Consider the following 25,436-nt stretch of genomic DNA (forward strand, 5'->3'; position numbering starts at 1 on the left):
TAAATTCCAATTTATTAAATTCCCAAATTCCAAAGTTTAATATTGGAATTTGGAATTTATTTTTTGGAATTTCTATTTATTGATGGGGTTTAAAATTAAGGCGAAAACAGAATAATTAATCATATCCTGATAATTAGCGTCAATTCCTTCAGAAACTAAAGTCAGGCCTTTATTGTCTTCGATTTGCTTTACTCGAAGTAATTTTTGCAAAATCAAATCTGTTAAGGAGCTCACGCGCATATCACGCCACGCTTCGCCGTAATCATGATTTTTGGCTTCCATTAAGTCTTTGGTTAACTTTACTTTAGCGTCATATAATTCGGTTGCTTTTTCTACATCTAAATCCGGCTGATCTACAACTCCTAATTCCAGTTGAATCAAAGCCATGATAGAATAATTGATGATTCCGATAAATTCTCCTTTTTCATCTTCGTCAACTTTACGAACATCATTTTCCTGCAAACTTCTGATTCTTTGTGCTTTTATGAAAATTTGATCGGTCAATGACGGAAGTCTTAAGATTCTCCATGCACTGCCGTAATCTTTCATTTTATTGATAAATAAGGTGCGGCAAACCGTAATTACATTATCAAATTCAAGGGAAGTATTCTTCATTTATTGCTGTATATTTGCTTAAATTTTTTCAAAAATAAGGATTAAATTAAAGAGTTTCAAGTTTCAGGTTTTCTTTGTTTCAAGTTTTTTCTAAACAAAGTGTTAACGGTGATTTTTGAAACTAAGAAAAGGTTTCAGGTTTCAGGTTTTTTTGGTTTCAAGTTGAAGAACTTGCGTAATCTGTATTGACCTGAAACATCAAATTATAAAAAGAAGAAATTTCAGGTTTCAGAAGTTACGCAATCTGAGGCAACCTGAAACCTGAAACAAAAATGACAAAACAGATGACAATTAACTGCAAAGGCGAGCTTATAGATTTATCGATTCCTAAAGTAATGGGGATTTTGAATGTAACGCCTAATTCTTTCTTTGACGGCGGAAAATATAAAAATGAAGACGAGATTATTTCTCAGGTAGATAAAATGCTGTCTGAAGGCGCGGCATTTATTGATATTGGGGCCTATTCCAGCAAACCGAGTGCCGAATTTGTGTCTGAACAAGAAGAAATCGACCGAATTGTTCCAGCGATAGAATTGATTTTAAAGCATTTTCCAGAAGCATTATTGTCAATTGATACTTTTAGAGCTGAGGTTGCAAAAGCAAGTATAGAAAGCGGTGCAGCTATTATAAACGATATTGCAGCCGGTGAATTAGACGACAAAATGTTTGAGGTTATTGCAAAGTACAATGTGCCGTACATTATGATGCACATGCGAGGCAATCCGCAGACGATGCAGAGTTTGGCGGAATATGAAGATATAGTAAAAGAAATACTTTTTTATTTTTCTGAAAAAGTTAGAAAAGCGAGAGCTTTAGGAATCAACGATTTGATCTTAGATCCTGGTTTTGGATTCGCAAAAACAACCGACCAGAATTATGAAGTTATGCAGAAAATGGAGCTTTTTAATGTTTTAGAATTGCCTGTTTTAGCAGGAATTTCGAGAAAATCAATGATTTATAAAACACTGGATATTACACCGCAAGAAGCTTTAAACGGAACAACATTTTTAAACACTATTGCATTGACAAAAGGCGCTAAAATTCTTCGTGTTCATGATGTGAAAGAAGCGGTGGAATGTGTGGCTTTGTTTGAGAAAATGAAGTTTTAATATAAATGACAAACTTTGCATTAAAAAAAATAAAAAAGCATGAAATACTTTTCTATACTTGTAACTCTTCTCTTTTTCTCCTGCGGAAAAAAAGAAGATGTTTTACTTCCAAAATCAAACATTACAATTGTAAAAGACGTACAAGATCTTTCGCCAATTTACATCTTTTTTAAAACCGAAGGAAAAGATACTATTGCAGAAGTAAACCGAAAAAGCAGTATTATTTCGACGAATTGGATTTTCAATATCGACAAACGTCTGCCTTTGAAATTGGTAATTCCGGAAGTAATGAAATTACAGGAAAAAAAGCGAGCCGACAGCGCCCATAAAAACGAAAATGCCGAGAATTACTATTCTTATGCAGATTCTGTTGGAAAGAATTTAGCTTTTGTTCCTTTCACAAAAGTCTATTATAAATTGGACAGACCTGACAAAGGGAATTTCGTGGTTTATTTTGCGAAAGGAAAGAAACAGGTTTTTATGGGAAATAAGGAAATTAAAATATCAGAAATACTAAAATATTTTTATAGTATAAAATTTGAAAAAGTACCAAATTTAGTATTTGTATTTGATAAAAACATGAGTTATGAAGAATACATTCAGTACAAAATTCTACTGCAAAAAGAGGTGACTTATAATCTAGACAGGCTTCCTGTAGAATTTATCTTGTAAAATTTGAAACAAGAAAACCTGAAACAAAAGAAACAAAAAATTACTGATGGTGATAAGGTTCATTCCTTAAAATCGTAAATCCTCTATACAATTGTTCGATAAAAAATAAGCGAACCATTTGATGCGAAAATGTCATCAGCGAAAGCGAAACTTTTCCCTGCGCTTTTTTATAAACCGTTTCAGAAAATCCGTAAGGTCCGCCAATTACAAAAACCAGCGTTTTTACACCAGAATTCATTTTCTTTTGGAGTTCTTCTGAGAAACCAACGCTGGAGAAGTTTTTTCCGTTTTCATCCAGTAAAATCAATTGATCTGTTGGCGAAAGTTTAGACAGAATCAATTCTCCTTCTTTTTCCTTTTGCTGACTTTCGGATAGGTTTTTTACGTTTTTGATATCGGGAATAATCTCCAAATCAAATTTGATGTAAAATGACAAACGTTTGGTGTAATCGTCAATCAAAGTCTGCAATGACTTGTTATCTGTTTTGCCTATGGCGATAAGTTTGATGTTCATTAGTTATTTTTTTGCAATCACATTAAAAGGTTTTAAACACATAAAAACATAGTTTTTCTTTGTCTTTAAAAAGGCGTTTCACTTATTTAAACAAACATAGCTAGGTTTGAAAGCTTGCTTTTTTTGTAATCTTAATTAAGCTGCATAAAAAAATCTATGTTTCTATATGTTAATTTAAGTGCAATCCTTTAATCTGTATACTATTTTTTATTTTCAAAAACAGTTTCGAAATGTTCTACAACAGGAAAAGGTTCGTAATATTGATGTAAAATCTTTTTCCATTCCAGATAAGCTTCAGAAGTTCTAAATCCTACTGTATGATCTTCCAGTATATTCCAATCGACCAATAAAAGATATTTGTTTTGGACTTCCAGGCATTTCTCTAAACGGTGTCCTAAATAGCCTTCGATTGATGAAATATACTGACTTGCTTTTGCAAAATCAGCTTCAAATTGATTGGCTAATTCTGGCTTTATGAAAAGAAATACTGCTTCTAAAATCATATCAATGAATTTTATCTGCTTAATCTGCCAAATCTTCGAGAGTATTTTTTTACCCGCAGATTTAGCAGATCTGGCAGATTTTTATTTGTACTAGTTTTTGGAAAACTTCGCTTCAAAAGTCTTAAATCTATTATCAAGATCTTTTGTTAATTGTTTTTTAACCGCTTCATCCTGAATAAAACTATAATTAATACTGTTGTAAACGTATTGTTTTATAGTTGCATACGAAACGTCCTGATATCTTTTGGCTAACAAAACATATTGTTCAGTCATATTGCTTCTCAAAATTCCGGCGTCGTCTGTACTGATTACAATTGGCACATTAAATTCTTTGTAAAGTGTAAACGGATGTCTGTTTTCTTTTACTTTCAAAATAAATTCGTTACTCACTAAATTAATCTCAATGGGAATATTGTTTTTAGACATATATTTCAATAAATCATACGAATTTGCTTCGTAAGCAATGTCAACTCCGTGACCAATTCTTTTAGCACCTGCAATATAAATCGCGTCATTTATATGCCATGTTAAATCTTCGGGCTGAACCAAACCTAAAGTGAGTTCGCCTGCGTGAAGGGTGTATTTTACCTCTGGAAATTTAGAGTGGCAGTACTTGAACATCACCATGTGAAGCCAGTAATCTTTCATTGAATTTTCTCCATGTTCGGGAGAAACTATATTTACTCCGGCAGTTAATTTACTTTCGTTAGATGAAATAAAAGCAATTACCAGATTTTTAAACAAATCTACCGGTTCCATAAAGCGCAGCACAAAGTTTTGATAACGCATTGTAAAACGCTCATCGTCAATTTTTAAATCTTTATGAAGTTTTGCCAGGAAGTTGTTATTGAAATCATCCGCATATTTTTTAGCATCTTTTTTCTGAATTGCATTATACAATTCATCTAAAAGTTTTAGAACTGTTTTTTCATCTTTTTGAATAGAAGCCTGACGAAGTTTTGTGTTGAAATCATTCAAATCTGAAACATTCATATCACACGGAATTGTTGATAATTGTGTTTCGATATAAGATACATTTTCGGCAATGGCACGTTTTTTTAATTCCAGCATTCCTTCTGCAAAATGACCTTTAATAGTAGGTTCAAATTTCATAAAAGAGTCAAAAAACTGATCATCAGAAGGAACAGAACCATTATAATCTTTAACCGACCAAGTCTGCATGATCTGCTGTTGGTAATATTCCAGTTTTTCGTCATTTTTAAGAGAAGAGAACGTTTGCCAGTTTCCTTTTGCAGGTTTTGTTTTCGAAACCGCCATAGTTTCCAAATTCAAATAAAAATCTTCTGCAATAGCTCTTTCTAAAAGAGGTTCTGCATAAACAGATCCTGAAAAATGGTGGTGTAAATCGCCTCCTTTTGGCATCTGTTGAAAAAAAGCAGTTAAGAGAGCTTCGTTATTTCTGATTTTTTCTAAATAACTCTCAGCCGATTGAGAAAAGCTGATTTGTGCTATAAAAATGCAGAAAAGTGTAATTATTCTTGTCATACTCTAAGATTAAATTACGCGCAAATATACGAGTTTCTGCGGAAATTTGAAAATTCAATTTCATTGTCGTGATTTTTTACCGCAAAGAACGCAAGGTTTTATTATATGCCAAACCTAATACAAACGCAAAGTTCGCAAAGCTTTGCCTAAAAAAACTTTGCGAACTTTGCGTAATTCTTTGCGCTCTTTGCGGTTAAAAAAAACTTAGAATCTTAGGATCTCAGAACCTTAGTATCTTAAGAAAGTACATCATGAATTTCCTCTACCTTATCAAAAACACTTTTTGCAAAAGGACAAAGCGGAATAATTTTTAGATTGTTGGTTCTGGCATATTCTACAGCGGCCATAACCAGTTTTTTTCCAACCCCTTTTCCATTAAATTCTTCGTTAACTTCGGTGTGATCTATGATGAATTTTGAATCTCCCGCCCAGGTATAAGTCATTTTTCCGGCTTGTTTTCCGTCTTCTACTGCTTCAAAATAACCTCTTCTTGTATCGTTTATTTGTTTGATTTCCATGATAATTTATATTAATGTGGTTTTGATTTCTATTGTGTTTGTTAATGTTTTATGAATGGGGCAGCTATTTGCAATGGTTTCAAGTCGTTGTCTTTGCTTGTCGTCGACTTCTCCTATAACTTCAATTTTTCTGTTAAAATGTGATATATTTTGTTCAGCATCTCTTTGAAAATCTATTTTTATGTTTATTTCAGAGACATCCCATTGTTTACGATTAATGTACATTCTAAGTGTAATTAATGTGCATGAAGCTAATGAAGATGCTAAAAGTTCTGATGGACTAAACCCTAAGTTTTTGCCTCCCATTTCCTGAGGTTCATCAGCGATTACAATATTGCCGCTGGCTGATGTTATTTCCGTTCGATACAAACGTGTATCTATTTTTGCTGAGATTGTATCCATATTTATTTGATTCTTGGTTCAGGTAATGGAACAAATTCTGTTTCACCCGGAACTTTAGGAAAAGTCTGTTCTGTCCAGTCTTTTTTTGCTTTTTCGATGAGATTTTTATCCGAAGAAACGAAATTCCAAAAGATAAAATGTTCTTCAGGAAATGGCTGTCCTCCAAAGATGTAAACTGTAGAATTCTCTGCAATTTCAAACTCACAAAGTGTACTGTCGTTTGTAATTAAAATTTGTTTGGGATCGTAAACGTGTTCACCGCTTTTAATGCTTCCTTCTAATATATACAAACCGCTTTCGCCGAATAAATGATGTCCGATATTGATTTTTTTAGCCTCTTTACTTTTAATTTCAATAAAATACAACGGGCTATAAACAGGAACCGGTGATTTTTTGCCAAAAGCTTCTCCGGCAATTAGTTTATATGAAACTCCGTCCTCTTCCCAAGCCGGAATATCATCGGCTTCTACGTGGGTAAAATTCGGATCCATTTGTTCTAATTCTTTTGGAAGCGCTACCCAAATCTGTAATCCGTGAAGCATTTTGTCTGAATGTCTTAAATATTCAGGAGTTCTTTCAGAATGTACGATTCCTTTTCCGGCTGTCATCCAGTTTACAGCACCGGGTTTTATTTCCAGTTCGGTTCCTAAACTGTCGCGGTGCATAATGCTTCCTTCAAACAAAAAAGTAAGAGTCGAAAGTCCGATATGCGGATGCGGCGGAACGTCCATATTTTCATGGTCACTTAAATGCGCAGGTCCCATGTGATCGATAAAAACAAATGGACCAACAGCTCTTTTTTCGCGAAAAGGCAATAATCGGCCTACCATAAAGTTGCCAATATTGGCAGCACGTTCTTCGATAATTAAACTAATATTTGACATGATTATTTTGTTTTGATTTGAATACAAAATTACAGCTGCGATACAGATCTGTAACTTAATTTAGATTAAGAAAGGTTGTTTTTGTTTTTTTTGAGATATAAAAATAAGGATTTTAAACACATAGAAACATAGATTTTAGGTTTGTGTAATAAAAGAATATGAAAAGAAACTAGTTTCTCACACATAGCTATGTGTTTTAAAATGAGAGAAACGTCTTTTTTTGGTTTTTAAAGCTATGTTTCTATGTGTTTAAAATATTAGTTTGTGAGTTCGAACTCTAAAACCTCACTTTCAGTTCCATTTATGATAATCGATAATTGATGAACTCCTGTATGAAAAACACGAGTGGTAATTAATTTAAAAGATTGGTTTCTTTCGATCTTGGTTAACTGATTTGGCGGATAGATTTTTTCACTTATTTTGAAAACTTTTTTTGCCAAATGCCCTTTTGATTTCTTGTAATGAACGGCATATTCTAAACGAACGGTTTTAGGTTCTTCGTTTTTATTGTTTAAGTGAAAATGAAATTGCAGATAATCTCCAATTTTCACGATTGGTGTTTTAATTTCGAAGGAAGAAAGTTCAATATTGGTGCTTTCTAAACCATAATGACTTAAAATTTCAGGATGGCCTTGCTTTAATAAAGTGCGGCAGCCGTGTTTTATAATTCCGTCAGTTTCTTTGCTTTGTCCTTTCCATTTATTAGCGATTTCTAACACAATCTGCGGATTATCTTTTGCAATATCATTTAGGTTATTGGCAACGCTTCTTCGGACATATTCTGAAGGGTCGTTTTTTAGATTTTCTAAAATGGGGAGTATGGAAGCTGGGTCTTTTTTAAGAAACGGAATCGCCATTGCCCACGGTAATCTTGGGCGTGAACCTTCACTGGCTAATCTTCGCACATGATGATTTTCATGTAATAACCACTTGATCATCTCGGCAATCATTTGTTCTTTGTATTTTAAAATAAAAGGACGAACGGCAAATTCACAGCTTATAAACTGCGTTATAGAAACAAAGGCTTTCGCCGAAGTTTTAAAATCGTCTAAACCGTACATTTCGATATAATCAGCAAAGAAAATAAAAGCCAGATTGCCGTCTGTAAAATTGTTTTTCTTTAGGTTTTTGATGATTTTATCGATTAAAAAAACGGCTTCGGGAAAATTTTGAGGCATAAATTGATGTAACACAACTGTAGTATGTTTCATTCTTTCTTTCCATTCTTTTTGAGCAAAATCTCCTTCGTAAATGGCTTCTATAAATTTTTGTTTGTCGAATGCCGGATGCACTTCGGCCACAGCCTGACTAAATTTTTCGTAAAAAGAAACCGAGTAAATATCTTTAATTAATCCCATAAAATTTGCTTGATTGAACCTCAAAGGTATTTAATGTTTGTAATAAAATTATAGTTTGGGTATGAAGTTTTAAACAGATAAAAACATAGAATTTTAAAATTATATATAAAGGTCATTTAAAAAAAAATCTAGATTTTATGATATCGCTGATTGCGGAAGCTATGGTAATTCATGCAAGTGAAAACGCCTTTTAAAGAAAGTTAATTGCTATTCTTCTATGTGTTAAAAAAAATAAGTGTTTCAATTATCATTGAAATATGATTTTGACTCTTAATAAATTTTTCACAGAAAGTAAACTTTCAAATCCATAAAATATATCCTAATTTAGCATATTATTAAAAATACAAAAATGATAAGTGAAGCTCAATTTCAAGCAGAATTACAACTTTTAATAAGTAATGCTATTAGAGAAGATGTCGGACCAGGCGATTACAGTTCGCTTGCGTGTATTCCGGATACTGCTCATGGCCAGGCAAAATTATTGGTAAAAGATCAGGGAATAATTGCCGGTGTTGAACTTGCTAAAATGATATTTGAACACGTTGATCCAAAATTAAAAGTAAAAACTTTTATCGAAGACGGAACTCATGTAGAATATGGTGAAGTTGTTTTTGAAATTTCGGGAAGTTCGCAGTCAATTTTAAAGGCAGAAAGAGTGGTTTTAAACACCATGCAGCGTATGTCTGCGATTGCAACAAAAACAAATTATTTGATGCAGCTGCTAGAAGGAACAAATGCTAAAATATTGGATACACGCAAAACAACACCAAATTTTAGAGTAGCTGAAAAATGGGCCGTGAAAATAGGAGGAGGAGAGAATCATCGTTTTGCACTTTACGATATGGTCATGCTGAAAGATAATCATATTGATTTTGCAGGCGGTATTACTCGTGCTATTTCAAAAACGAAAGAATATTTAAAGGAAAATAATCTGGATCTGAAAATTATCGTTGAAGCCCGCAATCTGGATGAAATTAGAGAAATTTTACTAAGCGACGGCGTTCACAGAATCCTGATTGATAACTTTAATTATGAAGATACCAAAACCGCAGTAAATTTGATTGGTACTAAATGCCAGACTGAATCTTCTGGGAATATTAACGAAAAAACAGTTCGTGAATATGCTTTGTGCGGTGTAAATTATATTTCATCAGGTGCTTTAACGCATTCTGTTTACAACATGGATTTGAGTTTGAAAGCTTTTTAAATTATTATTGTAAATGATCAATAATTAATTTAAAAAGCAAAGTCTAACCTCTAAGAAGTCTAAAAATCTAAAAATATGTCGAAAGAGATAGAAGACCGGATTGAAAAATTGCCTTTAATACGCAATATAGCCCGACTTTTTAAAAGAATAAAACTCCCTTGGTTAGAGGGATTTTCTTTGTATGATTTACTTGAAATGTACACCTTAGGCATTCTTGAAGGTGCATTTTCCTATCATGCCAGTGCGGTTTCTTTTAGCTTTTTCATGGCTTTATTTCCTTTTGCCTTATTTATTTTAAACTTAATTCCGTTTATCCCTATTGATAATTTTCAGGAAGATTTTCTGCAGTTCGTGCAGCAGAGTGTTCCTCCCAATACCTACGATGCAATAAATAAAATTATCAGCGATATTTTAAATAATAGTCATTCGGGCTTGTTATCCTCTGGATTTTTGCTTTCTATTTTTTTGATGGCAAATGGTATAAATGGTATATTGAGTGGATTTGAATCGTCTAAACATGTTTTTGATAAGCGGGGTTTTTTTAGACAGTATTTAGTAGCCCTGGCAATTTCCCTTGTTATGACGGTAATATTGTTTGTAACGGTGGCAACAATTGTTGTTTTTGAGGTTTTTATTCAAAAAACAATCATTCAGGATGTATTAAGCGACCGCATACCGCTGATTATTTTAGGACGATATTTGTTCGTTATTTTGATGATTTTGATAACATCTTCAATATTATTGCGTTATGGTACAAAACAGTACAATAAAGTGCCTTTTATAAGCATTGGATCTGTTTTTACAACGATCTTAATTGTTATATCTTCGTTCTTTTTTGGGATTTGGGTTATAAAATTCTCAAAATATAACGAACTTTATGGTTCTATTGGAACATTATTAATTCTAATGTTTTATATTTGGATAAACTGTATGATTCTGCTTTTAGGGTTCGAATTGAATGCTTCTATCAGAAAATTAAAACAAAAAAAAGAAAAATAATATGAAAAATTTGATGCTGACTATCGGAGTGTTCTTCTTTGCCCTGACCATGCAAAGCCAAAGTGTTATTGGAAAATGGAAAACAATCGACGATGAAACAGGCGAGGCGAAGTCTGTTGTAGAGATTTACGAAAAGTCTGGGAAAATATACGGGAAGGTTGTTGAAATACTTCGCGAGAGTCATAAAAAAGATGTTTGCACTAAATGTGACGGAGCAGAAAAAAACAAACCTATTTTAGGAATGGTTATTATTAACGGTCTTAAAAAAGATGGTTCGGAATATAACGGCGGAACAATTTTAGATCCTACAAGCGGTAAAAAATACAAATGTTATATTTCATTAGAATCTGCAGATAAATTAAAACTTCGCGGTTATGTAGGAATCTCAATTATGGGAAGAACACAATACTGGACAAGAGCGAAAAATTAAATTAAAATAATACATGCGAAAATTAGCTTCGATAATTTTATTCTTAGTATTAGTTTCAAATAGTTTTGGACAATCTAAGAATTCGCCATTACCAATAAGTCATCTTACAGGTGACTTTTATGTTTATAAAACATTTCATGATTATAAAGGAACCTTGATTTCTGCTAATGCCCTGTATTTGGTTACAGATAAAGGTGTCGTTTTGTTTGATGCACCTTGGGACGAAACTCAGTTTCAGCCCTTATTAGATAGTATAAAAGCAAAACATAATAAAGAAGTTATTATGCTTTTTGCAACACATTCTCATGATGATCGTGCAGGAGGGTTTGATTTTTATAGAAAAAAAGGAATCAAAACGTATTCAATTAAGTTAACAGACGATATTCTTAAAAAAGAGAAAAAGCCAAGAGCTGCATTTATAATTCCGAATGATACAACTTTTACCGTAGGACAGCATACTTTTGAGGTTTATTATCCGGGAAAAGGGCATGCATCAGATAATATTGTAGCTTGGTTTGCTAAAGAAAAAGTACTTTACGGAGCTTGTTTTATTAAAAGTGCCGACGCTAAAGATCTTGGCTATTTGGGAGATTCTGACGTAAAAGAGTGGAAAAAATCAATCAAAAAAGTTCAATCGAAATTTAAAAATCCAATCTATATTATTCCAGGACATGATGACTGGACTAATACAGAATCCTTAAATCATACTTTAAAATTGGTTGATGAGTATCTGGCTCAAAAACCTTCAGGGAAAAAATAATTTTCCACTCATATATATAGCTGCATGTTTTTTATCGAAGTCATTTTACCGCTTTCCTTAGCAAAAACTTTTACGTATCGTGTTTCTGAGGCCGAATTCCATTTTATTAAAAAAGGAATGCGTGTAGCGGTGCCTTTTGGTAAAAGTAAAATATATACAGCGCTTGTTTTAGATATACATGAAAATGCTCCAACTTTATATGATGCCAAAGAAATTCATCAAATTTTAGATGAAAAACCAATTGCGACCGAAATTCAGATTAAGCACTGGCTTTGGGTGGCTAATTATTATATGTGTGGTATTGGTGATGTCTATCGGGGAGCTTTCCCAACAGGATTATTATTAGAAAGTGAAACCATTGTTTCGCATAAACCGGAAGTCGTTGTTAACGATTCTGAACTTTCTGATGATGAATTTTTGATTTATGAGGCACTCCAGCATCAAAGTTCGCTTAAAGTTCAGGAAATTGCTTCAATTTTAAATAAGAAAAATATTCTGCCTATTCTTCAAAAATTAATAGCAAAAGACATTATTGTTTTAGAAGAAGAAATAAAAGAAAGCTACAAGCCAAAACTGGTAAAGTATGTGAAATTGCATTCAAAATACGAAACAGACCAGGGTTTGGGAAGTTTGCTGGATATTTTAAAAAATGATAAGCAAAAAGAAATTGTTTTAGCTTATTTTCAAATCAGTGCTTCAGAAAAAAAGCCGGTTTCCGTTAAGAAATTGGTTGAGGTTTCGGGTTCTACGCCGGCTGTCATTAAAACTTTGGTTAAAAATGAAATCCTGGAAGAATATCTTTTACAGCAGGATCGTATTTCGTTTAATGGGGAGAAATCAGAAAAAGAATTACAGCTCAGTGAAGCACAGGAAAACGCTTTTACTGCTATTAAGGAGAGTTTTTCAGAGAAAGAAGTTTGCCTGCTTCACGGGGTAACTTCAAGCGGAAAAACCGAAATCTATATTAAACTTATTGAAGAATATCTTCAGACAGGAAGACAGGTTTTGTATCTGCTTCCTGAAATTGCACTTACAACACAATTGGTTTCCCGTTTGCGACTTCATTTTGGAGATAAGGTAGCGGTTTTTCATTCTAAATATAGTAATAATGAAAGAGTTGAGGTTTGGAGACAAACACTCGAAAATTCAGAAAAAGCACAAATTGTGATAGGAGCAAGGTCGGCCTTGTTTTTGCCTTTCAATGATTTAGGTTTGCTGATTGTTGATGAAGAGCATGAGCAGACTTTTAAGCAGACAGATCCTGCGCCAAGATATCACGCCAGAGATGCTGCTATTGTTTTGGCTAATTTTCATAATGCCAAAGTGTTGTTGGGATCAGCAACTCCAAGTATTGAAACGTATTTTAATACACAGAGCGAAAAATATGGTTTAGTTACGCTTACAGAGCGTTATAAAAATGTTCGTATGCCTGAAGTTGTTTTGGTCGACTTAAAAGACAAGCATTTCAGAAAAAGAATGACGGGGCATTTTAGTGATGTTTTAATTGAAGAAATGGCAGAAGCCTTGTCTTTGGGCGAGCAGGTAATTTTGTTTCAAAACAGAAGGGGATATTCGCCTATAATAGAATGTATTACTTGCGGGCACGTGCCGCATTGCCAGCAGTGCGATGTGAGTTTGACTTTTCATAAATTTAAAAACCAATTGCGCTGTCATTACTGCGGTTATGCAATTGCAAAACCTACGCATTGCCATAGTTGTTCAAGTATCGATTTAACAACTAAAGGTTTTGGTACAGAGCAGATCGAGCAGGAACTGCTGTCGCTTTTCCCAAAAGCTAAAACGGCAAGAATGGATCAGGATACAACCAGAGGAAAATTTGGTTTTGAGAAAATCATAGACACATTCAAAAACAGAGAAATAGATATTTTGGTCGGAACACAAATGCTGGCCAAAGGTTTGGATTTTGATAATGTAAGTCTGGTTGGAATCATGAATGCCGATAATATGCTGCATCATCCTGATTTCAGAGCTTTTGAACGCAGTTTTCAAATGATGACACAAGTTGCCGGAAGGGCAGGAAGATCTGAAAAACAAGGAAAAGTAGTTATTCAGACTTATAATCCAAATCATAATACAATTCAGCAGGTTACAAATCATAATTATATAGGTATGTATAAGGAGCAATTGTATGATAGACAGATTTATAAGTATCCGCCTTATTTTAGAATTATAAAGCTAACGATCAAACATCGTGAATTTGATAAACTGAAAGAAGGGTCAATGTGGCTGTATCAGGTTTTAAGCCAAAATTTGAATATGCCGGTTCTGGGCCCTGAAGAACCTGCAATCAGCAGAATTCGAAATGAATATATCAGGACTATTTTGATTAAGATTCCGCAGAACCTGCACTTAGGAAACACAAAAAAAACTATTCAGAAAATGTTGAATAGTTTTGAAGCTGTTGCTCAGTACAGAGCTATAAAAGTAGTTGTAAATGTCGATTTTTATTAAAAATTAAGACGTTGACAATGCTTTTACTAAATCTTCTTTTTTATTTCGGCTAAGCGGAATTTTAGTAATTCCAATTTCAGCAAATTTACTATTAAAGCGTTCTACCTTATCGATATTGATGATGTACGATTTGTGTACACGAATGAATTTGTCTTTTGATAAATCGTTTTCAAAAGATTTCATTGTAGAAAGCACCAGATTGCTGTCATCTTCGGTAACAACTCTTACGTAATCTCCAAAAGCTTCAATCCATTTTATTTTGGCTGTGAATATTTTAAGTTTTTTAAGGTTGCTTTTAATGAAAATATGTTCGCCTTCTTCTTCTTTAACTTCTTTTTTAAGCAAGTGCATATCAATCGCCCTTTTTACCGAAGCATTAAAACGATCTACGGCAATGGGTTTTTGCAGGTAATCTGTGGCATCATAGTCAAAAGCTTTTAAAGCATATTCAGCTTTAGAAGTGATAAATATAATTTGTGGTTTAGATTTTAAACCATCAAGAAAATCAAAGCCATTGATAACCGGCATTTCTATATCAAGAAATATTAAGTCGATATTATTTAGCGAGATACAACTTTTTGCTTCTATTGCATTAGAAAAATCCCCGATTAAGTGCAAACCTGGGTGATTATTAACTAATTTTGCAATAATTGTCCTCTGTATAGAACTATCATCTACAACAACACAGTTTAGTTTCATAACATTTAAATTTAGAATAAATTCAGGATAGCAGTAGTAAATGTATTATTTTTTTGGAAAAAAAACTAAAATGAGCGCATATTTTTTGCATTATGACGAATAAAAGAAAAAATGTGTTGGATATTTAAAAATAATGGTTACTTTTGCACCCAATTTTAACAAATAAATTTTTTATTTATGAATCATTATGAAACTGTTTTCATTTTAAATCCCGTTTTATCTGAGGTTCAGGTGAAGGAAACAGTAACGAAATTTGAAGAATTTCTTACTAGTAGAGGAGCTGAAATGGTATCGAAAGAGGATTGGGGTCTTAAAAAAATGGCTTACGAAATCCAAAACAAAAAAAGTGGTTTTTATCACTTATTCGAATTCAAAGTAGCTGGAGAAGTTCTAATTGCTTTTGAAACTGAATTTAGACGTGACGAAAGAGTTATGCGTTTCTTAACTGTAAGTTTAGATAAGCATGCTATTTCATGGGCGGAGAGAAGAAGAGCAAAATTAAAATCTACTAAAGCTTAATTATTATGTCTACAATAGAGCAATCTGCAAAAGGAAAAAAAGACGGAGATATCAGATATTTAACGCCTTTAAACATTGAAACTAACAAAACTAAAAAGTATTGCCGTTTCAAAAAATCAGGAATCAAATATATCGATTATAAAGATGCTGATTTCTTATTGAAATTCGTTAATGAGCAAGGAAAAATTCTTCCTCGTCGTTTAACTGGAACTTCATTAAAATACCAAAGAAAAGTTTCTGTAGCTGTAAAAAGAGCTCGTCACTTAGCTTTAATGCCATACGTGGCCGATTTATTAAAATAATTAAAAACTCTAGTCGCTGGTTTCTGTTTAAAGCAGAACCTAACTTCTAAAATATAAGGACAACAACATGGAACTTATTTTAAAACAAGACGTACAAAACTTAGGATTTAAAGATGATGTAGTATCTGTAAAGCCTGGTTACGGTCGTAACTTTCTAATTCCTCAAGGTTTTGCTGCTTTAGCAACTCCTTCTGCTAAAAAAGTTTTAGCTGAAAACCTAAAACAAAGAGCACACAAAGAAGCTAAAATTGTTGCTGATGCTAAAGCTTTAGCTGAAACTTTAAAAGCTCTTGAAATTAAACTTAGCGCAAAAGCTGGTGGAGAGAAACTTTTTGGTTCTATCACAAACATCGACATTGCTGAGGCTTTAGAAAAATCTGGTAACGCTATTGATAGAAAATTCATCACTAGTGGTATCGTAAAACGTACTGGAAAATATACTGCAAGCATCCGTTTACACAGAGATGTTATTGTTGAATTACCATACGAAATTGTTGCTGAAAAGTAATAGTTTTAAATATTATATAAAAATCCCGATGCGAATCGGGATTTTTTTTTGAAATTTTATAAAGTTAAACGCAGTTACTATACTAAATGAAATACGCTAGATTAACAAAAGAACAATTCGATGAATTACACGCTGAATTTGCGAGCTTTTTAGCAACACAGGCAATTGATAAAGCAGAATGGGATTCTCTTAAAATAAACAAGCCGGAAGTGGCAGAGCAAGAACTGGATGTATTCTCTGATTTGATTTGGGAAGGTGTTTTAGGCAGAGCGGAATTTTTAGAGCATTTTTCTAAAAACCATATTTTTTTGTTTCACTGTTTTGATACTTATGTACAATCGATAGTTTTAAAATCTTTGGTTCCGGATACCGACTTTTTAACTAAAGAAGGGTTGCAATGGCTAAGTGATAATATGTTTACTGAAAACATTGAAATGAAAGTGGGAAAGAAAGTATTTACTGAAGAAAGAAATTCTTCCATTTTTGAATTGATTAAACAAGGCGCTTTTTTAAGTGATGGACAGTTATTTACTCAAATCAATACAATTTTAGAATCATAATTCGTAATTGGTTCATCTTCAAAACTTTATTATAGGGCAAACAATAATGTTAAATTGTTTGCCCTTTTTTATTTTTTTAACTTTTGTTTAGAGTTTTTTATTTTTTAACCCCCGTATTTTTACCTGATTTTTTTATAATATTCAAAATTTTAAGATTTTGCTTAATAATTATCTGTTTTGATTATAAGATTGGTGCAAATTGTTAAATTTCAATCGATTGAATTTATTTTATTGTACTATTAATCTTATGTTTTTTAAATTTAACAAATAAAAGATAATTTATTAATGATGCCAAAAATGGGCTTTTTTGGCATAAAAACTCCGTTTTTTCTTATATTAAGGTCATGTTGTTCCATTTTAAAATTTATTCCCTTTCAAAAAAATAAGAATTTTATACTTGTTTTATTATTTACTTTTTTCTAATTTTAGAATAGGAAAAGTTAAACAAAAAAACAGCCTCATTTTTATCAAAGATTAACCGAAGCCAGTTTAACTTATAGATACAAAATAGAATAAGTAATAATTAAATTGGGATTTTTAAATAATAACTTAAATCGAGTGCTTATGGAATTGACATTTACTTTCTTTATAGAATTTGCATTAGGTCTTCATATTATAGCTTTATTTTTTATTATTTTGAAGAAAAGCAAAATCTTGCATCCCTTTTATTTTCCTTCTTTAATAAGAGACTTTTTTCAAAAGTTTTCAATATTCAATTTTTATTATTTAAAGTTTGGTCGACATCATTGTTGACGATAGTGCTTTTCTATTAAATATTTATTTAGTAGCAAACCTCTCAAATATTTAATTAATTCAATTTTGAATTTACTTAAGCAGTAAATTCATGGAAAGAGTAATCAACTTTCTAATGTGATTGAAACGGTTAAATAATAAAGATTAAAATTCTCCCCCCACACGTAAATTTTCTTTTTGAAAATTAATTTAAAACAGATCACTTCATTTGGAAGATTGGTACGGATCAATATTTCCTAAAATTTCTGAAATATTTTTATTTCAAAGTATAAAGTGTTCATGTATGTATGCTTTGGCATACAAGAGTAAAACATATTTTTTTTATAGAATTTAAACTATAGTCTTTATGTACTAAGGATTTATTATAGATTTTAACTAATTGATTTTTAACGTTTTTTTTAATTGCTTAAGCATACGTGCTTATCGCAACAGGTATTTTATTGTCCATTTTCTAATCTTCCAAATTATGAAAAAAAAATTTACTTTTTATGATCTCATTGTAAAGAAGAGATTGTTGGGTTTATTGTTTTTATTGCTTTTGTGTAATAAAAACTTTGCGCAAACCTTTTGTAGACCTGCTTCCCATACTTCTGGCGTTGGAGGTGTTTGTCTTGGTACGACGGATATTACTAATCCGTCTTTTGCTTATGATGCAAATCCAAGTACTTATTCAACATTAACAAATGCACTGGGTGTACTATGTTTTGTACAGGAAACGGTAAATTTTAGTCAAACAGCTAAAGCGGGGGATCAAATCGTGATTTATTACGGTTCGAACTCTCCACTGCTTGATCTAGGTTTATTATCTAATGCAAGTATTCAGGCGCGAAATTCTGTGTCGGGCAACAATGGTGCAACTTTAGCATTAAACAGTTCGTTGCTGAATATTCAGCTGTTAGCCGGAAATACAATGGGTGTAATAACATATACCCTCACTTCTGATGCAGACCAGCTTAGAATACAAGTTGGCGGACTTGTTAGTTTGTTATCAAATTTAAGGATTTATGATATACGCTTACAATTTGCTAAACCAACGATTACTAATGGAGAAACACAATCTGTTTGTACAGGACAATCTGTTGCGCTTTCTGCAACTCCTGCAGCAGGTACTACTATTGCGTGGTATGATTCACCAACATCTACTACAGCGCTTTCAACTGCTAATACTTTTACTACACCAGCTTTAACCACTTCTACTACTTATTATGTAAGTACTTCGAGAAGTACAGGCTGTGAAAGTGATCAACGCTTACCTGTAACTATAAATGTCATAGATCCGGCAGTACCTGTAATAAATACTACTGGAACTGCTATTTGTTCTACCGGAGCCACACAGGCAACCACACTATCGGTTATTAATCCTGTTCCCGGAACAACTTATTCCTGGTTTAATGTACAGAATGGAGGAGTGGCATTGGCTTCGGGAAGTACTTATACTCCAACTGTACCTGTAGGTGTTTCTAATTTTTATGTAGAAGCGTCTATTGGAGCATGTAAATCAGCCCGAACTCAGGTTACAGTTACTTCAGCCCCGGTTCCGGCACTTGCAACAGTTTTAACACAAAGCGTATCGATACTTTCTGGACAGAATGCAACTTTAAGTGCTTCGACAACTGAACCAGGTGTTGGTTTAGATTGGTATGATGTTCCGACAGGAGGAACAAAATTACTAGCTAATTCTACTACTTTTACAACTCCAATTTTAACTGCTACTAAAACCTATTATGTTGAATCAGTTAATCTTACAGCGGGATGTGTTAGCGCTACCAGAGTGCCTGTAACAGTAACGGTTCAGCCAACAGCTTTAGGCGGCTGTCTTGGAGCGGGCAGTCAAGTGACTACTCAAATTGGTATCTGTTTATTGTGTAGTTCAACTAATTTAAATAATTCTGTAGACGGTAATCCCGCAACAGCAGCAACTTTAAGTATTCCAATTGGGGTTGCAGCATCACTACAACAAACATTACAATTTAATAATCCTGGAAAAGCGGGTGACATTGTTGATGTTGAATTGGCACTGCCAGGCGGTATTGTCGATCTTTCTTTGTTGGGAGCCGTAAGCTTAGCTACATATAATGGAACTACTTATAATAATGACCGGATTTTTATAAATAATCCGTTAGTTACCTTACAATTATTATCAGGAAATAGATTTAAAGCAAGTATTGTTGCTGGTGCTAACTTTGATCGAGTAGAAATTCGATTAGGAGGTTTGGCAACTGCTTTAACAACCCTGGATATTTATCAGGCAACTTACAGATATAAGGCACCGGCGATAACCGGTAATACTACAATTTGCGGCGGGCAGACTACTACGTTAACAGCAACTGCAAATTTAGGAGAAACTATAAAATGGTATGACGCTTTAACTGGTGGAAACTTATTGGCTAGTACAGCAGATTACACAACGCCAGCATTGACTGCTAATACAACTTATTATGTAGAAGTTACTCGTAATGGCTGTGTAAATAGTGAAAGAAATCCTGTTACAGTTACAGTAAATAACCCTGTTGCGCCAACGGTAGTTTTTACCGGGCCATCAAATTTATGCAGTGGAGCAACTACAACAATAGCAATTCAATCTCCAGTTGCAGGTACAACTTACAATTGGTATGATGCTGCTACAGGAGGAACTTTGGTATTTACAGGAACTTCTTTTGTAACGCCAAGTTTAACTGTTCCAACTACTTATTATATTGAAGCGGTAATTGGATCTTGTTTAAGTGCTCGTACAGCATTTAATGTAAATGTCAGCCCCAGACCAGCGCCTCCGGTTCCTGTATCTTCAAGCGTTATTATTCAGTCAGGTCAGAATGTGCAGTTGGCTGTTGTGAGTAATTCTGGGTTCTCTTATTTTTGGTATGATGCCCCAACAGGAGGAAATCTCTTGCAAGGAACAGGCAGTAGTACCTATACACCTAATCCTGTTTTAACTGCAAATAAAACATTTTATGTTGAAGCTGCAGATAATTCAACGGACTGTAGAAGTAGTTCAAGAGCTGCAATTAACGTGATGGTAACCAATACCGTTAGTACTTGTTTACAGCCAAGTACACAAGCAATAACTGTGGACCCTGGTTTATTATGTGTTTTATGTAATGGAATTAACGGCCCTAACGCTGTTGACGGAAACCCAAATACATTTGCTTCTTTGACTATAACTGCGGGAGTACTTAATTCATACATACAACAACAATTAAATTTTCTGACACCTGGTCAGGCAGGAGATATTATTGATGTCGAATTAGAATTACCTGGTGGTCTTGCTGATATTGCATTGCTGGGATCTGTAAGTATAGGAACTTCTCTTGGAGGATCTGAAAATCCAGGCAGACTGGCAGTAAACAATAGTTTATTGAATTTGCAAATATTGTCAGGCAACAAATTTAAAGTTAGTTACCCAACGACTGCTGCATTCGACAGAGTTGATATTAGATTGGGAGCATTAGTTGGCTTATTAACAACTTTAAATGTTTACGGAGCTTCTTATAGATTTCCAAATGCTGTAATAACCGGAGCAGCAGCGCCAATTTGTGCCGGACAAACGGCAACATTAGCAGCTTCGTCTACAGGAACTGAAACCTTTACATGGTATGATGCTCCTACAGGTGGAAATATTGTGGCTGTCAGCCCAACTCTTCCATTAACAGCTACTACAATTTATTATTTAGAAGCAACTCGTGGCGGAACTTGTATTAATAGTGTTCGTCAGCCTGTTACGGTTAATGTATTATCTATTCCAACAGCGGCGGATATTACAATTGCAAGTCCTTTAACTGCTTCTTGTGCAGGAGGAATTGTATTAGCTCCAACATCTGCTTTAGCGGGAGCAACGTTTAAATATTACACAGATCAAAATAAAACACAGGAAATTACTACAGGTACTACAGCGGGAGTAACTTATGTAAAAGATCCTACAACGGGAGCACTAACAATTAGCGGACTTATTGCGGCTAATGCTCCTTATACTTATTATGTATCTGTTCTTAACGGAGGTACTTGTGAGAATGTAAATGGAACTTTAAAAGAAGTTGTAGTAAATTATCCTACAGCCTCAAGTTTAAACGTTACAAATCCATACAGTGCTTGTGCAAAAGTAAATTTGAAAGATGCTATCGTAGGTTTAGATACATCAGGAAATACAACTTATACTTTCTTTGATGCGGCAAGTAATCCAATTACGGAGCAGGCGGCAGCAAATATAACGGTTAGCGGTAATTATTTTATTCAGGCACAAACAGCCGGTGCTGATTGTCCATCTGCAATATTACCGGTAGCAGTAACAGTTAATCCATTACCAACATTAACAGGAGTAACAAGTTCAATCGCTGTTAGTGCGGGAACCTCAGTAGCATTAACTGCTTCATCAAATGGAACAATAACCTGGTATGATCCACAAGGAAATGTGCTGCCATCAAACAATACAGGCGTTCTTAATACAGTTGGAGTTTATACTTATACTGTAGTAGCCAGTAACGGAAGTTGTACAACTAGTCAGACTGTAACGATTAGTGTTATTGATCCTGCTGCTTGTGACTCTTTATTAGAAAGAGTATATGCTAATTCTCAATTATCAGGTACTATTATTACAGGATCAGTAACAGATGGTCCTCTCGCTGTAGATGATGATCCAAGTACTTTTTCAACAATTACTGCTGGTCTGGGAGCTTTGGGTATTGGAACTACGTGGCAGAATTTACAATGGCCAACGACTATTCCTAAAGGAACTCCGGTAACAGTAAAATTGGGTCTGGCCAATAGTTTACTTGCTGTAGGACAAAATATCTCAGTAATAGGAACTAAACGAGATGGAGCAAACAATCCAATAGATATAGGAACATTACAATCTGTTTCAGGATCATTATTAAACTTACTACCGGGACAAAATTCATTCGAATATACATTTGTTCCTTCTAATACTTCGGGCCTTCAGGACTATGATGGTATACGTGTACAGCTTGGATCTGTTTTAAGTGTCGCTCAAAACATTAATGTTTATGATGCTTATTACAAAAAACAAGTAACGCAAATTGCTTGTGGTCAAGGTGATATTGAAGATGTTTTCTCTGGCGTAAGAGATTTAGGAGTTGGGGCCTTAACTGCTACTGTGGGAGTTTCTAATCCTTGGAATATAGCGGATGGTGATGTTGCGACTTATGCTACAATGTTTAGCGGAGCTGGAGTACTTGCTGCCGCCGAGCTTACCACAACTTTTAGAACGCCATCTATGGTGGGTGACAGTTTAAGAATTACAATTTCAAAACCTGGAACACTTTTAAATCTTAATTTACTTACTGGATTCAATATTCAATTGTATTCAGGAAACATTCCTGTTGGTGCGCCAATACAAAATACAAGTAGTTTATTGACTTTAAAACTGCTTTCAGGAGATACAATGGCTATGACAATCGTTGCGCCTCAAACTCAGCCTTATGACAAAGTAGTTATTAGTTTTGGAGGTGTTGCAAGTGTATTAGATCAGCTTAGAGTTCATACTATTGACCGTGTAACTAATACTAAAGTTATAGGAAGCGATCTTGACAATAAAGTCACGGTTTGTCCAGGGGCAGATATTGTGCTCCAGGTTCCTGTAAAATCCTGTGCCGATTATGCATGGTTTGATTCACCAACCGGAGGAAATCAATTAGCGAGCGGCCAGACTTATACACTTCCGGAAACATTGGCTGCAGGAACTTACAAATACTACATTCAACCAATTCGCTACGGCTGTCCAGCTTTAGAAAGAGGAGAAGTAACTGTAGTAGTTAGAGCAACGACACCTGCCGCTGCAATTGCAAATGTTACTATAAACGGAGGAAATAGTACGATTATTTGTTCTGAAGATGGTACCGTAACACTAGATGCAATTTTAAGTGGTACTCCGGTTCTCACTAACCCAGTATACCATTGGTATAGTTTTGATGGCACCACTAGTCAGGAAATAGCAGGAGAAACAACTCCTAAATTAATCTTGACTGCATTAACTCCTGGAACTTATACTTATTATGTTGGAGTTAGTTCAGATGAATATTGTGAAACTGCTCCGGCAGACAGAAAACAGGTAACATTTACAATTTTACCAACTTCTCTTGTAACAGATATTAGTGTAGATAATGCTTCCATCTGTCATGATACCGATGCAGTTTTAACCCCAACAAGTACATTAGTAAATCCGGTGTTCTTTTGGTATTTAGATGCTAATAAAACGCAACCTATTTTTAATGGAGCAATAATTAACGGAGTAACTTATGCAGTCAGCAGTACAGGAGCTTTAACTGCTTCAGGTTTAACAACAGCAATGAGTCCTATTTCTTATTATGCAGCTGTTACAAGTGATAATACATGTCAAAATAGAAACGGAGAGCTTAAAGCCGTTACCGTAATTATCAACGATCCGGCTACGCCGACAACTAATGATACTACCCAGGATTTCTGTACCGTAAACAATCCAACTGTAGCAAATCTTCAGGTAAATGAAGCAAATGTAGTTTGGTACCTTGCATCTATAGGCGGAACTGCTTTGGATCCAACCACTGCATTGGCAGACGGAATTTATCATGCAGCCATAAAAGATGCAAGTGGTTGTGAGAGTTCAGTACGTTTAGCAGTAAATGTTACAGTAACTGACCCTGGAACGCCAGTAATTGCTGATACAGCTCAGGAATTCTGTCTGGTAGATGCACCAACATTAGCAAGTATTGACGTTAGTCCTGCAGTGGCAGCAAATATAGTTTGGTACGATGCTTTAGTGGGAGGAAATTTACTTCCATCTACAACAGTATTAACTGCGGGAACTTATTACGCAGCGATAAAAGATCCAACAACAACTTGCGAAAGCAATGTTAGATTAGCAGTAACTATCAGCGTGACTGACCCTGGAACACCAACAATTGCTGATACAGCTCAGGAATTCTGTCTGGTAGATGCACCAACATTGGCGGTTATTGATGTTAGTCCTGCGGTGGCAGCAAATATAGTTTGGTACGATGCTTTAGTGGGAGGAAATTTAGTTCCTTCTACAACAGCACTGGCGACTGGAACCTATTATGCGGCTATAAAAGATCCAGCAACAACTTGTGAAAGCAATGTTAGATTAGCAGTAACCATCAGCGTGACTGACCCTGGAACACCAACAATTGCTGATACAGCTCAGGAATTCTGTCTGGTAAATGCACCAACATTAGCAGCTATTGATGTTAGCCCTGCAGTGGCAGCAAATATAGTTTGGTACGATGCTTTAGTGGGAGGAAATTTAGTTCCATCTACAACAGCACTAGCAACTGGAACCTATTATGCAGCCATAAAAGATCCAGCAACAACTTGCGAAAGCAATGTGAGATTAGCGATAGCTGTTACAGTAACTGATCCTGGAACTCCAGCAATTACTGATACAGCTCAGGAATTCTGTCTGGTAAATGCGCCAACATTAGCAGCTATTGACGTTAGCCCTGCGGTGGCAGCAAATATAGTTTGGTACGATGCTTTAGTGGGAGGAAATTTAGTTCCATCTACAACAGCATTAGCAACAGGAACCTATTACGCAGCTATAAAAGATCCAACAACAACTTGTGAAAGTAACGTAAGATTAGCAGTTGCGGTTACAGTAAATGATCCTGGAACGCCAGCAATTGCTGATACAGCTCAGGAATTCTGTCTGGTAGATGCACCAACATTGGCGGTTATTGATGTTAGTCCTGCGGTGGCAGCAAATATAGTTTGGTACGATGCTTTAGTGGGAGGAAATTTACTTCCATCTACAACAGTATTAACTGCGGGAACTTATTACGCAGCGATAAAAGATCCAACAACAACTTGCGAAAGCAATGTAAGATTAGCAGTCGCAGTTACAGTAACTGATCCTGGAACACCAACATTGGTAACAGCGGGAACTCAAAACTTCTGTTTAGTGAATGCGCCAACTTTTGCAAGTGTTCAGTTTAATGAAGCTAACATTGTTTGGTACACAGCATTAACAGGAGGAACATTAATTCCATCAACAACCGTCTTGACGAGCGGTACTTATTATGCAGCGATACAAGATGCTGCAGGATGTGAAAGTAATGTAAGATTAACGGTAACGATTAGCGTTACGGATCCTGGAACACCAACATTGGTAACAGCAGGAACACAAAATTTCTGTTTAGTG

The 25,436-nt window shown here is 34.5% G+C and carries 21 protein-coding genes; 12 read left to right on the plus strand and 9 right to left on the minus strand.

The window, feature by feature from the left end; translation table 11 throughout:
• Positions 1-72: 72 nt before the first annotated feature.
• On the minus strand, positions 73-615 hold the full coding sequence (locus BKM63_RS14810) for a DUF1599 domain-containing protein (protein WP_053473476.1): 543 nt from the start codon (positions 613-615) through the stop codon (positions 73-75).
• 284 nt (positions 616-899) lie between these two features.
• On the opposite strand from BKM63_RS14810, the gene folP reads away from it, so the two are divergent.
• Together folP and BKM63_RS14820 are read left to right on the plus strand one after the other, a co-directional pair.
• Positions 900-1,724: a dihydropteroate synthase gene (gene folP, locus BKM63_RS14815; protein ID WP_071637384.1), complete on the plus strand. Its 825-nt coding sequence runs from the start codon at positions 900-902 to the stop codon at positions 1,722-1,724.
• Between the two features lie 39 nt (positions 1,725-1,763).
• On the plus strand, positions 1,764-2,396 hold the full coding sequence (locus BKM63_RS14820) for a hypothetical protein (protein WP_071637325.1): 633 nt from the start codon (positions 1,764-1,766) through the stop codon (positions 2,394-2,396).
• 40 nt (positions 2,397-2,436) lie between these two features.
• Here BKM63_RS14820 and rlmH read toward each other — a convergent pair whose 3' ends face one another.
• The 7 genes from rlmH to BKM63_RS14855 all read right to left on the minus strand — a co-directional run bounded on the left by rlmH (position 2,437) and on the right by BKM63_RS14855 (position 8,081).
• Entirely contained in the window at positions 2,437-2,910 is a 474-nt protein-coding gene (rlmH, locus tag BKM63_RS14825) for a 23S rRNA (pseudouridine(1915)-N(3))-methyltransferase RlmH (protein ID WP_071637326.1), read from the minus strand.
• Positions 2,911-3,110: 200 nt separating this feature from the next.
• Entirely contained in the window at positions 3,111-3,413 is a 303-nt protein-coding gene (locus BKM63_RS14830; protein ID WP_071637327.1) for an antibiotic biosynthesis monooxygenase family protein, read from the minus strand.
• 90 nt (positions 3,414-3,503) lie between these two features.
• A complete protein-coding gene (locus BKM63_RS14835; protein ID WP_071637328.1) occupies positions 3,504-4,919 on the minus strand; it encodes an adenosine deaminase in 1,416 nt (471 codons plus the stop codon).
• Positions 4,920-5,155: 236 nt separating this feature from the next.
• A complete protein-coding gene (locus BKM63_RS14840) occupies positions 5,156-5,437 on the minus strand; it encodes a GNAT family N-acetyltransferase (RefSeq protein ID WP_071637329.1) in 282 nt (93 codons plus the stop codon).
• A 6-nt stretch (positions 5,438-5,443) separates the two neighbouring features.
• Positions 5,444-5,839, minus strand: a complete 396-nt coding sequence (locus tag BKM63_RS14845) for an OsmC family protein (protein ID WP_071637330.1) — start codon at positions 5,837-5,839, stop codon at positions 5,444-5,446.
• Positions 5,840-5,841: 2 nt separating this feature from the next.
• Positions 5,842-6,723: a pirin family protein gene (locus tag BKM63_RS14850; protein ID WP_071637331.1), complete on the minus strand. Its 882-nt coding sequence runs from the start codon at positions 6,721-6,723 to the stop codon at positions 5,842-5,844.
• 257 nt (positions 6,724-6,980) lie between these two features.
• On the minus strand, positions 6,981-8,081 hold the full coding sequence (locus BKM63_RS14855; RefSeq protein WP_071637332.1) for a DNA alkylation repair protein: 1,101 nt from the start codon (positions 8,079-8,081) through the stop codon (positions 6,981-6,983).
• Positions 8,082-8,430: 349 nt separating this feature from the next.
• On the opposite strand from BKM63_RS14855, the gene nadC reads away from it, so the two are divergent.
• From nadC to priA, 5 genes are all read left to right on the plus strand, one after another.
• Entirely contained in the window at positions 8,431-9,288 is an 858-nt protein-coding gene (gene nadC / locus BKM63_RS14860) for a carboxylating nicotinate-nucleotide diphosphorylase (RefSeq protein WP_071637333.1), read from the plus strand.
• Between the two features lie 75 nt (positions 9,289-9,363).
• On the plus strand, positions 9,364-10,287 hold the full coding sequence (locus BKM63_RS14865) for a YihY/virulence factor BrkB family protein (protein ID WP_071637334.1): 924 nt from the start codon (positions 9,364-9,366) through the stop codon (positions 10,285-10,287).
• A gap of 1 nt (position 10,288) precedes the next feature.
• The gene (locus BKM63_RS14870) at positions 10,289-10,717 is read left to right on the plus strand and encodes a DUF2147 domain-containing protein (protein WP_071637335.1); all 429 of its coding nucleotides are present in this window, start codon (positions 10,289-10,291) and stop codon (positions 10,715-10,717) included.
• 13 nt (positions 10,718-10,730) lie between these two features.
• A complete protein-coding gene (gene bla-B1-FLAV / locus BKM63_RS14875; RefSeq protein ID WP_071637336.1) occupies positions 10,731-11,477 on the plus strand; it encodes a subclass B1 metallo-beta-lactamase in 747 nt (248 codons plus the stop codon).
• 24 nt (positions 11,478-11,501) lie between these two features.
• Positions 11,502-13,949, plus strand: coding sequence for a replication restart helicase PriA (gene priA, locus BKM63_RS14880; RefSeq protein ID WP_071637337.1), 2,448 nt, complete (start codon positions 11,502-11,504; stop codon positions 13,947-13,949).
• A gap of 3 nt (positions 13,950-13,952) precedes the next feature.
• On the opposite strand, the gene BKM63_RS14885 is transcribed toward priA, so the two are convergent.
• A complete protein-coding gene (locus tag BKM63_RS14885; protein ID WP_071637338.1) occupies positions 13,953-14,648 on the minus strand; it encodes a LytR/AlgR family response regulator transcription factor in 696 nt (231 codons plus the stop codon).
• A 177-nt stretch (positions 14,649-14,825) separates the two neighbouring features.
• Here BKM63_RS14885 and rpsF point away from each other — a divergent pair, with 177 nt between their 5' ends.
• The 5 genes from rpsF to BKM63_RS14910 form a co-directional block, all read left to right on the plus strand.
• Positions 14,826-15,167: a 30S ribosomal protein S6 gene (gene rpsF / locus BKM63_RS14890; RefSeq protein ID WP_007810575.1), complete on the plus strand. Its 342-nt coding sequence runs from the start codon at positions 14,826-14,828 to the stop codon at positions 15,165-15,167.
• Between the two features lie 5 nt (positions 15,168-15,172).
• The gene (gene rpsR / locus BKM63_RS14895; RefSeq protein ID WP_002987043.1) at positions 15,173-15,469 is read left to right on the plus strand and encodes a 30S ribosomal protein S18; all 297 of its coding nucleotides are present in this window, start codon (positions 15,173-15,175) and stop codon (positions 15,467-15,469) included.
• A gap of 67 nt (positions 15,470-15,536) precedes the next feature.
• Positions 15,537-15,977 (plus strand): 50S ribosomal protein L9, encoded by a 441-nt coding sequence (gene rplI / locus BKM63_RS14900; protein WP_071637339.1) that lies wholly within the window; start codon positions 15,537-15,539, stop codon positions 15,975-15,977.
• Between the two features lie 86 nt (positions 15,978-16,063).
• Complete coding sequence (locus BKM63_RS14905) at positions 16,064-16,537, plus strand: DUF6495 family protein (RefSeq protein WP_071637340.1); 474 nt, start codon at positions 16,064-16,066, stop codon at positions 16,535-16,537.
• Positions 16,538-17,756: 1,219 nt separating this feature from the next.
• Positions 17,757-25,436 (plus strand): hypothetical protein (locus tag BKM63_RS14910; protein ID WP_071637341.1); only part of this gene is annotated, 7,680 nt, incomplete at its 3' end.

It is taken from the genome of Flavobacterium johnsoniae (assembly GCF_001879205.1).
GTDB lineage: Bacteria > Bacteroidota > Bacteroidia > Flavobacteriales > Flavobacteriaceae > Flavobacterium > Flavobacterium johnsoniae_A.

Coding starts and splice junctions, on each gene's coding strand:
- BKM63_RS14810 (WP_053473476.1), bottom strand. CDS start 615: ATGAAGAATACTTCCCTTGAATTTGATAATGTAATTACGGTTTGCCGC.
- folP (WP_071637384.1), top strand. CDS start 900: ATGACAATTAACTGCAAAGGCGAGCTTATAGATTTATCGATTCCTAAA.
- BKM63_RS14820 (WP_071637325.1), top strand. CDS start 1,764: ATGAAATACTTTTCTATACTTGTAACTCTTCTCTTTTTCTCCTGCGGA.
- rlmH (WP_071637326.1), bottom strand. CDS start 2,910: ATGAACATCAAACTTATCGCCATAGGCAAAACAGATAACAAGTCATTG.
- BKM63_RS14830 (WP_071637327.1), bottom strand. CDS start 3,413: ATGATTTTAGAAGCAGTATTTCTTTTCATAAAGCCAGAATTAGCCAAT.
- BKM63_RS14835 (WP_071637328.1), bottom strand. CDS start 4,919: ATGACAAGAATAATTACACTTTTCTGCATTTTTATAGCACAAATCAGC.
- BKM63_RS14840 (WP_071637329.1), bottom strand. CDS start 5,437: ATGGAAATCAAACAAATAAACGATACAAGAAGAGGTTATTTTGAAGCA.
- BKM63_RS14845 (WP_071637330.1), bottom strand. CDS start 5,839: ATGGATACAATCTCAGCAAAAATAGATACACGTTTGTATCGAACGGAA.
- BKM63_RS14850 (WP_071637331.1), bottom strand. CDS start 6,723: ATGTCAAATATTAGTTTAATTATCGAAGAACGTGCTGCCAATATTGGC.
- BKM63_RS14855 (WP_071637332.1), bottom strand. CDS start 8,081: ATGGGATTAATTAAAGATATTTACTCGGTTTCTTTTTACGAAAAATTT.
- nadC (WP_071637333.1), top strand. CDS start 8,431: ATGATAAGTGAAGCTCAATTTCAAGCAGAATTACAACTTTTAATAAGT.
- BKM63_RS14865 (WP_071637334.1), top strand. CDS start 9,364: ATGTCGAAAGAGATAGAAGACCGGATTGAAAAATTGCCTTTAATACGC.
- BKM63_RS14870 (WP_071637335.1), top strand. CDS start 10,289: ATGAAAAATTTGATGCTGACTATCGGAGTGTTCTTCTTTGCCCTGACC.
- bla-B1-FLAV (WP_071637336.1), top strand. CDS start 10,731: ATGCGAAAATTAGCTTCGATAATTTTATTCTTAGTATTAGTTTCAAAT.
- priA (WP_071637337.1), top strand. CDS start 11,502: ATGTTTTTTATCGAAGTCATTTTACCGCTTTCCTTAGCAAAAACTTTT.
- BKM63_RS14885 (WP_071637338.1), bottom strand. CDS start 14,648: ATGAAACTAAACTGTGTTGTTGTAGATGATAGTTCTATACAGAGGACA.
- rpsF (WP_007810575.1), top strand. CDS start 14,826: ATGAATCATTATGAAACTGTTTTCATTTTAAATCCCGTTTTATCTGAG.
- rpsR (WP_002987043.1), top strand. CDS start 15,173: ATGTCTACAATAGAGCAATCTGCAAAAGGAAAAAAAGACGGAGATATC.
- rplI (WP_071637339.1), top strand. CDS start 15,537: ATGGAACTTATTTTAAAACAAGACGTACAAAACTTAGGATTTAAAGAT.
- BKM63_RS14905 (WP_071637340.1), top strand. CDS start 16,064: ATGAAATACGCTAGATTAACAAAAGAACAATTCGATGAATTACACGCT.